The sequence below is a fragment of the Orbaceae bacterium lpD04 genome (assembly GCA_036251935.1).
Lineage (GTDB): Bacteria > Pseudomonadota > Gammaproteobacteria > Enterobacterales > Orbaceae > Orbus > Orbus wheelerorum.
Genome location: CP133967.1, coordinates 286,421 through 300,557 on the forward strand (window position 1 = coordinate 286,421; position 14,137 = coordinate 300,557).

Annotated in this window: 11 protein-coding genes, 3 tRNA genes and 1 rRNA gene; 10 read left to right on the forward strand and 5 right to left on the reverse strand. The window is 36.4% G+C overall.

The window, feature by feature from the left end; all coding sequences use genetic code 11:
• The first annotated feature begins 3 nt into the window (after positions 1-3).
• The 5 genes from RHO14_01270 (at position 4) to RHO14_01290 (ending at position 5,265) form a co-directional block, all read left to right on the forward strand.
• Positions 4-1,671 carry an NADH-quinone oxidoreductase subunit N gene (locus tag RHO14_01270; protein WVD71446.1) on the forward strand — a complete coding sequence of 556 codons (1,668 nt, stop codon included), beginning with the start codon at positions 4-6 and terminating at the stop codon, positions 1,669-1,671.
• A gap of 110 nt (positions 1,672-1,781) precedes the next feature.
• A complete protein-coding gene (yajC, locus tag RHO14_01275) occupies positions 1,782-2,114 on the forward strand; it encodes a preprotein translocase subunit YajC (protein ID WVD71447.1) in 333 nt (110 codons plus the stop codon).
• A 43-nt stretch (positions 2,115-2,157) separates the two neighbouring features.
• Positions 2,158-4,014 (forward strand): protein translocase subunit SecD, encoded by a 1,857-nt coding sequence (gene secD / locus RHO14_01280; GenBank protein WVD71448.1) that lies wholly within the window; start codon positions 2,158-2,160, stop codon positions 4,012-4,014.
• Between the two features lie 6 nt (positions 4,015-4,020).
• A complete protein-coding gene (gene secF, locus RHO14_01285; GenBank protein WVD71449.1) occupies positions 4,021-5,073 on the forward strand; it encodes a protein translocase subunit SecF in 1,053 nt (350 codons plus the stop codon).
• 116 nt (positions 5,074-5,189) lie between these two features.
• Positions 5,190-5,265 (forward strand) — tRNA-Ala (locus RHO14_01290).
• Positions 5,266-5,695: 430 nt separating this feature from the next.
• Here RHO14_01290 and RHO14_01295 read toward each other — a convergent pair.
• The 5 genes from RHO14_01295 to metN form a co-directional block, all read right to left on the reverse strand.
• A complete protein-coding gene (locus RHO14_01295) occupies positions 5,696-5,914 on the reverse strand; it encodes a hypothetical protein (protein WVD71450.1) in 219 nt (72 codons plus the stop codon).
• Positions 5,915-6,230: 316 nt separating this feature from the next.
• The gene (gene tsaA / locus RHO14_01300; protein ID WVD71451.1) at positions 6,231-6,923 is read right to left on the reverse strand and encodes a tRNA (N6-threonylcarbamoyladenosine(37)-N6)-methyltransferase TrmO; all 693 of its coding nucleotides are present in this window, start codon (positions 6,921-6,923) and stop codon (positions 6,231-6,233) included.
• A gap of 56 nt (positions 6,924-6,979) precedes the next feature.
• On the reverse strand, positions 6,980-7,870 hold the full coding sequence (gene metQ, locus RHO14_01305; protein ID WVD71452.1) for a methionine ABC transporter substrate-binding lipoprotein MetQ: 891 nt from the start codon (positions 7,868-7,870) through the stop codon (positions 6,980-6,982).
• A 19-nt stretch (positions 7,871-7,889) separates the two neighbouring features.
• A complete protein-coding gene (gene metI / locus RHO14_01310; protein WVD71453.1) occupies positions 7,890-8,669 on the reverse strand; it encodes a methionine ABC transporter permease MetI in 780 nt (259 codons plus the stop codon).
• A complete protein-coding gene (gene metN / locus RHO14_01315) occupies positions 8,662-9,693 on the reverse strand; it encodes a methionine ABC transporter ATP-binding protein MetN (protein WVD71454.1) in 1,032 nt (343 codons plus the stop codon). Before metN ends, metI begins: the two co-directional genes overlap by 8 nt.
• A gap of 108 nt (positions 9,694-9,801) precedes the next feature.
• Here metN and gmhB point away from each other — a divergent pair, with 108 nt between their 5' ends.
• The 5 genes from gmhB (at position 9,802) to RHO14_01340 (ending at position 13,966) form a co-directional block, all read left to right on the forward strand.
• Positions 9,802-10,344, forward strand: coding sequence for a D-glycero-beta-D-manno-heptose 1,7-bisphosphate 7-phosphatase (gene gmhB, locus RHO14_01320; GenBank protein WVD71455.1), 543 nt, complete (start codon positions 9,802-9,804; stop codon positions 10,342-10,344).
• A gap of 244 nt (positions 10,345-10,588) precedes the next feature.
• Positions 10,589-12,127 (forward strand): 16S ribosomal RNA (locus RHO14_01325).
• A gap of 58 nt (positions 12,128-12,185) precedes the next feature.
• Positions 12,186-12,262: transfer RNA gene (locus tag RHO14_01330), tRNA-Ile, on the forward strand.
• A gap of 115 nt (positions 12,263-12,377) precedes the next feature.
• Positions 12,378-12,453: transfer RNA gene (locus RHO14_01335), tRNA-Ala, on the forward strand.
• Positions 12,454-12,766: 313 nt separating this feature from the next.
• A complete protein-coding gene (locus tag RHO14_01340; GenBank protein ID WVD71456.1) occupies positions 12,767-13,966 on the forward strand; it encodes an aminotransferase class I/II-fold pyridoxal phosphate-dependent enzyme in 1,200 nt (399 codons plus the stop codon).
• Positions 13,967-14,137: the final 171 nt, after the last annotated feature.

Genomic DNA, 14,137 nt, shown 5'->3' on the forward strand with positions numbered 1-14,137 from the left:
ATCATGATGGCGATTACGATATCTGAGTTTATCTATTTATTGCCAATCCTGATATTGGGCTTGGCGATTATTGTTTCATTATTTTTACTTTTTATATTTCATGTTAGTACCCGATTTTCAGCAATATTTACTATTGTATGTTTAGGGGTAGCATTTATGTCATCCTCCTTTATTGGGTATAAAATTATTGCTAACTCGGATAATCAAAATAGTGCACAAATTGCAGTGCAGGCGCTTGCATCGCCTAAAATGAAAGATTATGAGCTGCAAATTTACCCTCAACCACTGTTCTCAACTGAACAACAAGATTCGCCGTCAGCTAATAATGTTGAGCTTGATAAGCCTACCGAATCATTTTGGAAAGCAACTTATGTCACTGCACTATTTACAAGTGATGGCTACGGCGCTTTGTATACCAGTTTAGTTCTATTTTTATCGATTATTGTTTCAACATTATCTTTTAGGTGGTTTTATAATGATCAAAAAACAAGCCATAGCCTATTTTATTTAATGCTGTTGTTTTCAGCTTTAGGCGCGACGACACTAATCTATTCTAGCCACTTAATTTCACTCTTTATCGGTATTGAGTTGCTATCTATTCCGTTTGTCGGATTAATTGGTTATCAATATACCCAACAATATGCTTTAGAAGCATCAATAAAATATATGGTGCTTTCTGTTATCTCAACGACATTTTTATTGTTAGGTATTGCATTTTATTATGCAGCAACAGGCGAGCTAACATTTAGTGGGCTTAGTTTTCAGCTATCAACCCTATCTTCACCAAGCTTACTTTTGTTACTTGGTGTTTGTTTAATGTTGGTGGGTATTGGTTTTAAATTATCATTAGTACCATTTCAATTATGGCTACCGGATGTTTTTCAAGGCGCACCAGCTTGTATTGCATTATTGCTGACAACGGTTGGTAAGGTTGCTGTTTTTTGTGCGGTGGCAAGATTATTTTTGCTTGCACCGATTGTAAATAATGAGACCATTCGTACCATCATGGTTATTATGGCATTTTGTTCCATCATTTGGGGCAATATATTTGCTATCAGTCAACATAACCTTAAGAGGTTACTCGCCTATTCTTCAATTACACATTTTGGCTATCTATTAATTGCTTTGATTGCGGTACAGTACCAAGTTTTAGCACTTGAAACGATTGGCATTTATTTGATAGGTTATATCTTGGCTAATATTTGTGTATTAGGTGTAATTAGCTTGGAATCTAAATCAAGCGAAAAAGAAGATCAAGATAATGATATTGATTTACGTGGATTATTTTGGCGCAAACCTATTATGGCTTTAGCTATGGGCATTGGTCTATTATCTTTGGCCGGAGTTCCTTTAACTGTTGGATTTATTGGTCGTTTTTCTTTGATATTATTAGCAGTAACCGCCGAGTTTTGGTTATTAGTCGGTGTAATTGTTTTAGGGAGTGCTTTTGGTTTATATTTTTATTTACGCTTAGTTATTAATCTTTATATTAAGTCTGATGATCAAAAACTCATCAAAAAACAACCAGGCTCAATTACAATCAAAACTAGAAATATTAGTATTAATGAAGTATTAATTATTCTTTCCGCATTATTGATTTTATTATGTGGGATCTATCCTAGATGGTTATTTAATCTCGTTAGTGTTGCACAATATTTGATGCCACAATAAGTAGGCATGACAATAGGATCTTTATTTTAAATTAGTGTGCTATAATTTCGTTTCTCGTGTATTATTGATCACCAATTTTATTAACCATTAATTGATTTAAGAGGAAAAGTATGGACTTTTTTATTACTAAAGCTTACGCAGATGCAGGGGAAGCAAGCGAGACTAATCCTTATTTTCTACCAATCATGCTCGTTGTATTTGGTTTGTTTTTCTATTTTATGATTATGCGACCACAACAAAAAAGAGCAAAATCACATCGCGAACTGATGTCTTCGATTGCTAAAGGCGACGAAGTATTAACTAACGGTGGTTTGATTGGCCGAGTAGCAAAAATAAGTGAAAATGGTTATGTTTCAATCGAACTTAATGATACTACTGAAGTTGTTATTAAACGTGACTTTATTACTTCAGTTCTTCCTAAAGGAACAATGAAGTCATTATAATTTCATTGTGTTGTAAATTAAATAAACCGCAAGAGAATATGCCGTGTTAAATCGCTATCCTTTGTGGAAGTATATTATTTTGGTCGTCGTAATTTTCGTCGGCCTACTTTATGCACTTCCTAATATTTACGGAGAAGATCCTGCAATTCAGATTTCTGGTTCTAGGGGCAATGACGTTACCGTAAATACTCAAAAACAGGTACAAATGCTTTTAAGTGAAAAAGAAATAGAGACTAAATCAATTGTATTTGAGAATAATTCTATTTTAATTCGAGTTGCGAATAATGATACTCAGCTAAAAGCTAAGGAGCTTATTGCTGAAGAATTAGGTGATAAATATGTTGTAGCATTAAATTTAGCTTCAGCAACACCTGCATGGTTAAGCTCTATTGGTGCAGAGCCAATGAAGCTGGGATTAGATTTACGCGGCGGCGTCCATTTTTTAATGGAAGTCGACATGTCAACAGCGTTAGAAAAGCTACTTGACCAAGCTATTAATACATTAAAGTCAGACTTCAATTCTAGTAAAATCAACTATACTTTACTAAATAAAAATAGTGATCAACAAATCATCATTTCTTTTGATAATAATGATGCACGAAATGCTGCAATTTCAAAAATTAACCAATTAGTGGATTATGATATTGTTTCACAAGGTGATAAACAATTGATTGTTGCTATTAGTGACAGCAAATTACAGCAAGCAAGAACAGATGCAGTTGCTCAAAACACAACTATCTTAAGAAATCGAGTTAATCAATTAGGTGTTGCTGAGCCGATTGTTCAAAGACAAGGTGCTGATAGAATTATTGTTGAATTGCCAGGTATTCAAGATACCGCGTTAGCTAAACAAATTTTGGGTGCTACTGCAACTCTTGAATTTAGACAAGTAAACGATTCTAACTCATATAATCTTAATGACATCGTTTCTGGAAAGGTTAAAGCGCCATACGGCTCTGAGATCAAATATGCACAAGATGGCAGGCCAGTCTTATTATATAATAATGTCGTATTAACTGGCGATCATATTACTGATTCTTCTTTTAGATTAAATGAATATGGCCAACCAGAAGTATCGATTTCACTCGATAGTGATGGTGGTAAGAAAATGCTGGCATTTACTCAAGCAAATCGTTATAAGCCGATGGCAACACTGTTTGTTGAGTATAAAGATTCTGGCAAAGTTGATAAAGATGGTAAACCAGTTTTAGAAAAACAAGAAGAAGTCATCAATGTAGCAACGATACAAGGTATTTTCAGTGACCGTTTTCAAGTAACAGGTATCAATAGTGTTGATGAGGCCAAACAATTATCATTACTATTACGTGCAGGGGCTTTAATTGCACCAATTCAGATTATTGAAGAGTTAACTGTTGGACCTTCAATGGGTGAAGAAAATATTACTAAAGGTCTAGAGTCTTGTGTATGGGGGCTTTTAATTTCGGTTGCATTCATGCTAATTGTTTACCGCTTGTTTGGTGTTTTTGCAAGTATCGCACTCGTTGCTAACTTAATTCTTATTGTTGGTATAATGTCTTTGTTACCAGGTGCGACACTTAGTATGCCAGGAATAGCGGGCATTGTGTTAACTGTCGGTATGGCAGTCGATGCAAATGTGCTTATCAATGAGCGAATAAAAGAGGAACTCCGTAATGGTAGGGGTATTCAACATGCCATTAGTGAAGGATATGCTGGTGCTTGGAGTAGTATCTTTGATGCCAATATCACAACCTTAATAACCGCAGTTATCTTGTATGCGGTAGGTACCGGTTCCATAAAAGGCTTCGCAATTACATTGGGTATTGGTATTTTGACATCAATGTTTACCTCAATTGTTGGAACAAGAGCCCTAGCTAACTTAATATACGGTGGACGCCGTGTTAATAAGCTATCAATTTAGGAGTTTATGATGGCAAGTTCACAATTAACAAAGAATAATGGCCAAGAGGCCCAAGTTAGTGTCGAGTCGTTAAACCATGGTAGGCGAGTTATTGACTTTCTTCGTTTTGGTTTTATTGCATTTGTTATTTCAATGGTATTAGTTGTTGCATCTTTAGTTATTATTTTTGTAAAAGGATTCAATCTTGGTCAAGATTTTACAGGTGGAACGACAATTGAAATTACATTAAGTAAATCGGTTGCGCTTGATGATATCAGAGCGAGCTTAAAGCAAGCCGGGTATGGTGAGCCAGTTGTACAAAACTATGGTGGCAGTCGTGATATTATCATTCGCTTACCGGTAATAACTGAAGATACATCGATTCAATCAGGCAAAGAGCCAGATGCAAAAGAAATTCAGAAGATCAATAGCGTCGTTGGCGCTAAAATTGCAGATTTAATGCATCAAGATATTGATTCTGAAGCGAAGATTAAGCGCGTTGCTTTTGTTGGGCCAACGGTTGGCTCTGAGTTAGCACAAGACGGAATTTTAGCTATCTGCGCAGCACTCATCTCAATTTTAATTTATATTGGTTTCCGTTTTGAATGGCGTTTTGGTACCGGTGCTGTTGTTGCTTTAGCGCACGATGTTATTATTACGGCAGGTTATTTATCGTTATTTAATCGTGAGCTTGATTTAACTATAGTTGCAGCGATGTTATCTATTATTGGATATTCATTAAACGATACTATTGTTGTTTTTGACCGCATTAGAGAAAACTTCCGTAAAATTCGCCGAGCTTCTCCATATGATGTAATTAATATTTCATTAACTCAGACACTAAGTCGAACCTTAATGACTTCAGCAACGACACTTGCCGTTGTGGTTATTCTTTATATTTTTGGTGGTACGATGTTAAGAGGTTTCTCTGAAACATTAGGTGTCGGTATATTGCTTGGGACATTCTCATCTATTTATGTTGCAGCTTATATGTCTTTAAAAATGGGCGTTAAGCGTGAGCATTTTATTCCACAAAAAATTGAAGCTGAAGGTGCTGATCAACCATCTATCATGCGTTAGTTTTTAATAAAATACCTACTTATTAAGCTATATAAGTAAATAAGTAGGTAATATATTGGTTTGTGTCTTGACATCAATCGCTCAGTTTCATATGATGCGCAAGTACTAATCTTAATGGGGCCATAGCTCAGCTGGGAGAGCGCAACGCTGGCAGCGTTGAGGTCAGGGGTTCGATCCCCCTTGGCTCCACCAATTCTTAAATTATTAATTCCAAATACCGTAAATCCACTCCCAGTATTATAGTTACGAGACAACTATAAATTTAAAAATTCTTTTTGGCTTAACTTATCATTTTATATTTTGTCAAACATTGTTGAGAATTAGCGTAGTTTTCACCTCACCAACATCCATCAATTTGGCGTAGTGTTCAATTTAATGATTATATATGAGCTGTAATAAATCAAATTGATATGCATAAATTGGGTTATTTAATTGTAGCCAGATAGTAATTAAAGAGCTTACTAGCTATTTGGAAATAGCATTATATTTGTATAAAACAACATATGTTGAAAGGAAGAATTTTTAGGGATTAATAGACTTATTAAGGTATGTTACATACGAACAGAATATATTTTTGCTGGATTAACTCGCTATATAATAGCGAGTTGATCGCCGTAAATAATTAGTTATTATTTACTCGTGGATTATCAAGTAGGTTTGGTGCAGTAAATTTAACTTTACCATCAATAGCCGATTGATCCATCGCACTTGAACCTGCATTGGGTGCTAAAGTTCCTTCAGGAGTTAAGTTTGATTCAATCTTATTGCTATTTGATGCATAACTTGCAACTGACATAACTGAAATAACACATGCTACTAATGTAATTAATACTTTTTTCATGATTTTCTCCAAAATAAAATGGTTAGCTAAAAAACTAACTTTGTGTTGTCATGATAGACCCTTTAAAATGATAAGTAACGAACAATTTGATGATAAAAATTGTCATCAAATTGTAATCTGGTTGGTTTTGTATTCATTAACCTATTGATTAGGTGTGATTATTTATTTTTTGTGTAAATGATTTTACAAAAAGAAGCTTACTAAAGAGCACTAAATGTAAAATTGTAAGTTACATATTTTTGATAAATATCTAAATTTAGCCATAAAAAGCCCGTTTTTTGTACAGTAACCTACTGATAAGTCATTTTATATAGTATTAATGAATATTTAAAATGGTTGCGGTGCCATTTTCAACGTAAAAGCGAATGTTTAATTGATTTAATGTTATGCCAAATTCTTGTTTTTGGTTTGAATTGCGTTTATAAGCAGGCCTAGGATCTTGTGTTACGACTTGTATAATTAGTTCTTTTAATTCAGGCATTAATTTTAGTTGTTGATTAGCTTTTTCCGTAAATTCAACAATTAAAGTTATTTCTGGCTTGTGACTAGCGTAACCTGCTAATGCGTCAGGGTAACTGTCGCTATATGGGATATAAGGTTTTATATCAATAATTGGTGTTTGATCAACGATATCAACACTGCCCAATTTTAAAATGATCTGCCCTTTATCATTTACAATATCATGTAATTCAACTGCTGATATGCCAATAGGACTTGGTCTAAATGTCGTTCGACTAGCAAATATACCGACCTTTTCATTACCGCCAAGTCTTGGGGGGCGGACCATATTTTGCCAGCCACGATCTGCGGTATGATTGAAAATAAATAATAACCATAAATGAGAGAATTGTTCCAAACCACGAACACAGTCAGGATGGTTGAAGGGCGGGAGTAAAAGCAGCTCACCTTTGCCTAATGGAACTAGGTTTGGCTGCCTTGGCACGCCAAATTTTTCTTGATATGGTGAATGGATGATACCTATTGTTTTTAAATCAATCATATTTTTCATTAATAAATCAAATGGCTAAATGCCATTTGATTATTTTTAATTAAACCAAAGGGATATTACCACCCCTTAATTGCGCCATCATTAAATACTTCATTGGCTTTTTTAGCAACAACATCAGTTTGATAAGCTTTAACAAAATTAACAATATTATCTGAATCTTTATTATTTTCTCTTGCAACAATTATATTAACATATGGGGAGTCTTTATCTTCGACAAAAATACCATCACGACTAGGCGTTAAATCAACTTGTCCAGCAAAGGCATTATTGATAATGGCAAAATCAACTTGTGCATCATCTAGTGAGCGCGGAAGCATTGGCGCTTCAATCTCAAGAATAGTTAAGTTATATGGGTTACTTGTAATATCAACAACTGTTGGTAATAATCCTTTTGACTTATCTACGGTAATAAAACCTTGTTTTTGTAAAAGTAGTAATGCTCTGCCTAGATTAGTTGGATCATTTGGGATCGCAACTGTCGAATTGGCTTTAATAAAATAGGATTCGCCTCGAGGTGAAGAAACGATCAGTCCATCAGTTTTAGCTGTTGCGTCTGTTAGTGGTTTTAGCTTGTGGCTATAAGCTGCAATCGGGTAAACAAAAGAATTACCTACAACAACTAATTGGTATCCACGTTCTTGCATTTGTTGATCAAGATAAGGCTTATGTTGGAAAGCATTAGCATCAATTAATCCATCATTAAGTGCTTGGTTTGGTGTTACGTAGTCATTGAATACGACTAAGTCGACATCTAAATTATATAATTTTTTTGCTTGTTGCTTAACAACTTCTGCAATATCTTGCTCTGGCCCAGAAATTACGCCAACTTTAATTGAAGAGGTTGTATTTGCTGCACTATCAGCGTCATTTTTGTTACTATTATCACAAGCGGTAAGGAAGAATGCGCTTGCCAACGTTGTGATTAGAGCTAGTTTTTTGAATGTCATAATCTTTCTCCATGAAAGCTTAGTGATGAGTAACTCGTTTAACGATTCGGTTACCGATAAACTGTATGATAAAAATTAGAATAATTAAGATGATTAAAACTGTATTCATAATAGCTGGTTTATAGCCTTGATAGCCGTATTGAACAGCTAACTGACCTAGTCCACCGGCGCCAACAGCACCAGCCATTGCAATATATCCAGTTAATGTGATTAAAGTGATCGTCATACTATTAACGATGACTGGTAGAGCTTCGGGTAGTAATACTTTTCTAATTATCTGGAAAGGGGTTGCACCCATCGAACGTGCGGCCTCAATTAATCCTTTTGGCACATCAAGTAATGCATTTTCGATCATTCGTGCAATTAATGGTGCAACACCAATACTTAGCGGAACGATTGCTGCTTGTTTACCTAAGAAGCTTTTGGTGCCCGTTAAAATATCCATTGCAAAATAGGTGAACGGGATAATCCACACAATTAAAATAATAAAAGGTATTGATCTAAAGATATTAGTAACAAAAGATAGAATGTTATTTGCAATTGAGCAATCTAAAATCTGACCTTTTCTAGTAGTATAAAGCATTATCCCTACAGGTAGCCCAATAATTGTTCCCCAAAAACCGGAAAATATAACCATATAGATAGTATCATCGGTTGCCTGTGCCATTTTAAAAATCATAGTTTCATTGAAACCATTAAATTGTGAACAAAATGTGACAAAGCTATTCCAAAAATCGAATTGTGATAAAAAACGAAGTAGGGTTTCGAACGGTTTAAAAGCAGGTAAAAAACTAGACATAACCAAGAACCTCTACTTTTGTATTATTATTTTGTAAAAATTGAATCGCATTTTTGGTATTAATTGGGCTGCCAATCATTTCTGTTAGCATAATTCCAAATTTTGCGCCTCCCGCATAATCCATTTGTGCACTAATGATATTGTTATCAATATTAAACTCTTTCGCTGCTTGTGATAATAGTGGAGAGTCAACACATACGCCTGAAAATTCAAGTCTCAATAATGGATATAAACCCTCTTCTTGGATTGGCGAAAGTTTACGACGATAGTCATCTGGAATATTTAGATGTAGTGTCGATTGGATAAACTGCCTAGCAATATCAGTTTTAGCATTTGAGAACATTTCACCAATTGGCGCTTGTTCTACTAATTGTCCATCGCTGATAACGGCTACCTGATCACAGATTTGTTTCACTACGTCCATTTCATGGGTAATTAACAGGATGGTTAATCCTAATTTTTTATTAATATTTTTTAATAGTTCAAGAATTGAACGGGTCGTTTCAGGATCGAGAGCACTTGTTGCCTCATCGCATAACAATACTTTTGGGTCATTGGCAAGTGCTCTTGCTATAGCAACTCGTTGTTTTTGCCCTCCAGATAAGTTTGCTGGATAAACATTTGCTTTTTCGGTTAAACCAACTAATTCTAAAAGTTCATTAACTTTAGCTTTAATTTGCTTTTTAGGTGTTCGCTCCAATTCAAGAGGAAAGGCAATATTTTCAAATACTGTTCTTGACGAAAGTAAATTGAAGTGCTGAAAAATCATACTGATTTTCCGGCGAACATGGATTAATTGCCTATTAGATAACAGTGTTAACTCTTGGTTATCAATAAACACTTTACCACTTGTTGGTTTCTCTAATAAATTAACGCAACGAATGAGGGTGCTCTTTCCTGCGCCAGATTTTCCTATAACACCATATATCTGACCCTTGGGAACATTAATATTGATGTCTTTCAATGCATAAATAGGTTTTTTATTATGAATGAATGTTTTAAAAATATTTTCAAGTCTTATCATAAAAAGATTCAAGCGAAATGTTAATTTAAGAATGTTAAGACGTCTAGACATCTAAGTCAATAGATATTATGCTAGCGGCTTAACAAATACTGAAATTGAGTTCTAAAAATGAAACCTGCAATCTTTCTCGACCGTGATGGTACAATTAATATTGATTATAATTATGTGCATAAAATCGATGATTTCCATTTTATTGATGGCGTTATAGAGGCTATGGCTGAGTTAAAAAAAATGGGTTTTTTACTCGTTATTACAACTAATCAATCAGGTATTGCAAGAAAAATATTCTCTCAAGAACAGTTTGATACATTGACGCAGTGGATGGATTGGTCATTAATAGATAGAGGAGTTGAAATTGATGGCGTATATTATTGCCCTCATGATCCTATTGATAGCGATTGCGAATGCCGTAAGCCAAAACCCGGGATGATTTTTACTGCTCAAAAAGATTTAGATATCGATATTGCTAATTCATATATGGTTGGTGATCGTGTTTCAGATCTTGTTTCTGGTAAAAATGCAGGCGTGAAGAAAACAGTGCTTGTACGCACTGGCGACGCTGTTACAATAGCGGCTGAGAAAGAAGCTGACTGGATTATTGATAGTTTGGCAGATTTACCTAATAAGATAAAAAATGAGCAATCAATATAAAAAAGTAAAAATTTTCGAAATAAGATATTGACGCCCTAAAAGTAAATGTGTAGTATACGCAACCCTTGAGACAGCAAAAAGAAACACGCTGTCAGCTCTTTAAAAATTAAGAACAGACAATCTGTGTGGGCACTGTCAGGACGAAGAAATTAAAGTCTACGGACTTAAAAAAATCAAGTCTTGATAAGTGACACTGAAGATTCATTTGAATATGTCAGAAACAGTTATTGAGCATCAAACTTTAAAATTGAAGAGTTTGATCATGGCTCAGATTGAACGCTGGCGGCAGGCTTAACACATGCAAGTCGAACGGTAACAGAAGAGCTTGCTCTTGCTGACGAGTGGCGGACGGGTGAGTAATGTATGGGGATCTGCCAAATGGAAGGGGACAACAGTTGGAAACGACTGCTAATACCGTATAATGTCGCGAGACCAAAGTGTGGGACCTTAGGGCCACATGCCATTTGATGAACCCATATGGGATTAGCTAGTAGGTAGGGTAAAGGCCTACCTAGGCGACGATCTCTAGCTGGTCTGAGAGGATGACCAGCCACACTGGAACTGAGACACGGTCCAGACTCCTACGGGAGGCAGCAGTGGGGAATATTGCACAATGGGGGAAACCCTGATGCAGCCATGCCGCGTGTATGAAGAAGGCCTTAGGGTTGTAAAGTACTTTCGGTAATGAGGAAGGTAACTATTCTAACAGGATAGTTAATTGACGTTAATTACAGAAGAAGCACCGGCTAACTCCGTGCCAGCAGCCGCGGTAATACGGAGGGTGCGAGCGTTAATCGGAATGACTGGGCGTAAAGGGCATGTAGGCGGATGATTAAGTTAGGTGTGAAAGCCCCGGGCTCAACCTGGGAATTGCACTTAAAACTGGTTATCTAGAGTATTGTAGAGGAAGGTAGAATTCCACGTGTAGCGGTGAAATGCGTAGAGATGTGGAGGAATACCGGTGGCGAAGGCGGCCTTCTGGACAAATACTGACGCTGAGATGCGAAAGCGTGGGGAGCAAACAGGATTAGATACCCTGGTAGTCCACGCTGTAAACGATGTCGATTTGGAGTTTGGGGGCATGACCCTTGGGCTCCGGAGCTAACGCGTTAAATCGACCGCCTGGGGAGTACGGCCGCAAGGTTAAAACTCAAATGAATTGACGGGGGCCCGCACAAGCGGTGGAGCATGTGGTTTAATTCGATGCAACGCGAAGAACCTTACCTGGTCTTGACATCCATAGAATCTTTCAGAGATGAGAGAGTGCCTTCGGGAGCTATGAGACAGGTGCTGCATGGCTGTCGTCAGCTCGTGTTGTGAAATGTTGGGTTAAGTCCCGCAACGAGCGCAACCCCTATCCTTTGTTGCCAGCACGTAATGGTGGGAACTCAAAGGAGACTGCCGTTGATAAAGCGGAGGAAGGTGGGGACGACGTCAAGTCATCATGGCCCTTACGACCAGGGCTACACACGTGCTACAATGGCGTATACAAAGGGATGCGAAGGTGCGAACTGGAGCGGACCTCACAAAGTACGTCTAAGTCCGGATTGGAGTCTGCAACTCGACTCCATGAAGTCGGAATCGCTAGTAATCGTGAATCAGAATGTCACGGTGAATACGTTCCCGGGCCTTGTACACACCGCCCGTCACACCATGGGAGTGGGTTGCACCAGAAGTAGATAGCTTAACCTTCGGGAGGGCGTTTACCACGGTGTGGTTCATGACTGGGGTGAAGTCGTAACAAGGTAACCGTAGGGGAACCTGCGGTTGGATCACCTCCTTACGAAGTGCCTGACAGTGTTCACATAGATTGTTTGTTTTTAAAGAGATATCACTTTATTGGGTCTGTAGCTCAGGTGGTTAGAGCGCACCCCTGATAAGGGTGAGGTCGGTGGTTCAAGTCCACTCAGACCCACCAATTCAAATTAATTTTGTTAAATTATGACCTTGCGTTATTTGGCTATGATGATGCTAGATTAAGCGAATTGGATAATTTAGCAACATTAGCTAAATAAGATGAAGTGAAAGTACATGGGGCTATAGCTCAGCTGGGAGAGCGCCTGCCTTGCACGCAGGAGGTCAGCGGTTCGATCCCGCTTAGCTCCACCATTACTCAATATTATTTTTAACCATTACCATCCTACAATTCGTTCCTCAATTTTTTATATCCTATACATTTTAAAATTAGTTTGAATCAAAATAGTTCATTATTGCTTCATAAAATACCTTATTTGCACCATTTCAAATTATATCAATCACGGTCGATTATCCCACATATAAATATCTATCTATTAATTATTAGCTTAAAAAATATTTTTTTAATTTTATCTTATATCACTACTGGCATTATTTTTGCATAAAACTATATACCTATTTGTTCCCATACTATGTTTTATGACATTAATAAGTAGAGGATTTTAAGATGATCTCAAAAACTGAAAATAGAGTAATATTATCACGTCGAAATTTTTTGACTTATTCAGGCATTGCAATTGGAGGAATATCAATTAGTTCATTTCTTCCTAAAGCATTCGGTAGCGAAATAATATCAAAAACCACGAATGTTTTACCGGCAGTTGATACAATTGCAACTCCGAGTCTAGAAAATCCAGTTCGTTTGAACTTTAATGAAAATGCATTAGGAATGTCACCAAATGCTCAAAAAGCGGCAATTTCTGCTGTTAATAAAGCTAACCGATATGCAAAAGCAGAAATACCATTACTTAGCCAATCATTAGCGAAACATCATAATCTTAGTCCTGAATATATTTTGTTAACAGCTGGATCATCTGAAGGTATTCGTAGCTCAATTGCAGCATGGAGTGGTGAAAATACACAATTTGTTATTCCTGAGCTTACTTATGGTGATGGTGAGCAGTTTGCAAATATATTTAATCTTCCTATAACTAAAATACCAAGTTTAAAAGATTGGGCTTTTGATATAGACGCATTTAAAGCAGCTGTTGATCAATATCCTGGCCGTTCGATTGTTTATTTAGTTAATCCAAATAATCCAACGTCTACGATTGCGCCAACTGCGCAAATAATAGAATGGATTCCTAGTAAACCAAAAGACACTATATTTATTGTAGATGAAGCGTATGCTGAGTTCGTAAATGATCCTAACTTTCAATCGGTCGATACTTTGATTGAACAAGGTTATGATAATATTGTTTTACTTAAAACCTTTTCTAAAATCCATGCGATGGCGGGCTTAAGGGTTGGTTATGTATTAGCTTCACCTAATAATATCAAAAATATTTCGCAGTTTGTGGCTGGTGAAAAGCTAAATTATTGCGGAGTGTGTGCCGCATTAGCCTCAATGGAAGATGCTGACTTTCTTGCATATTCTAAGCAAACAACTGATACCTCTAGACAAATAATGGAGCAAGTGTTAGATGAATTAGGATTTTATTATTTACCTTCACAAACTAACTTTATATTCCACCAAATTGGTACTGACCTCGCACAGTATCAGCAATTATTACAAGATAAACATATTTTTGTTGGACGAGCTTTTCCCCCAGCTGATCGCTGGAGCAGAATTTCATTAGGTACACCAGGTGAAATGCTTTACACGGCAAATGTACTTCGTCAATTAAGATCGCAGAATTTGATATAACAAGCTTAATTATTCGTAATTTAACTGATTAAAAAACGGTCATTAATTAATTGATAATCTATTTTTATTTGATGTATTCAATTATTTTATTTGTTACTGATATTAGATTTTTAGCCTGTATCAGTAACAAATAAACTGCAGAAACAAGCCATTTGATTTTGATGTAATCAA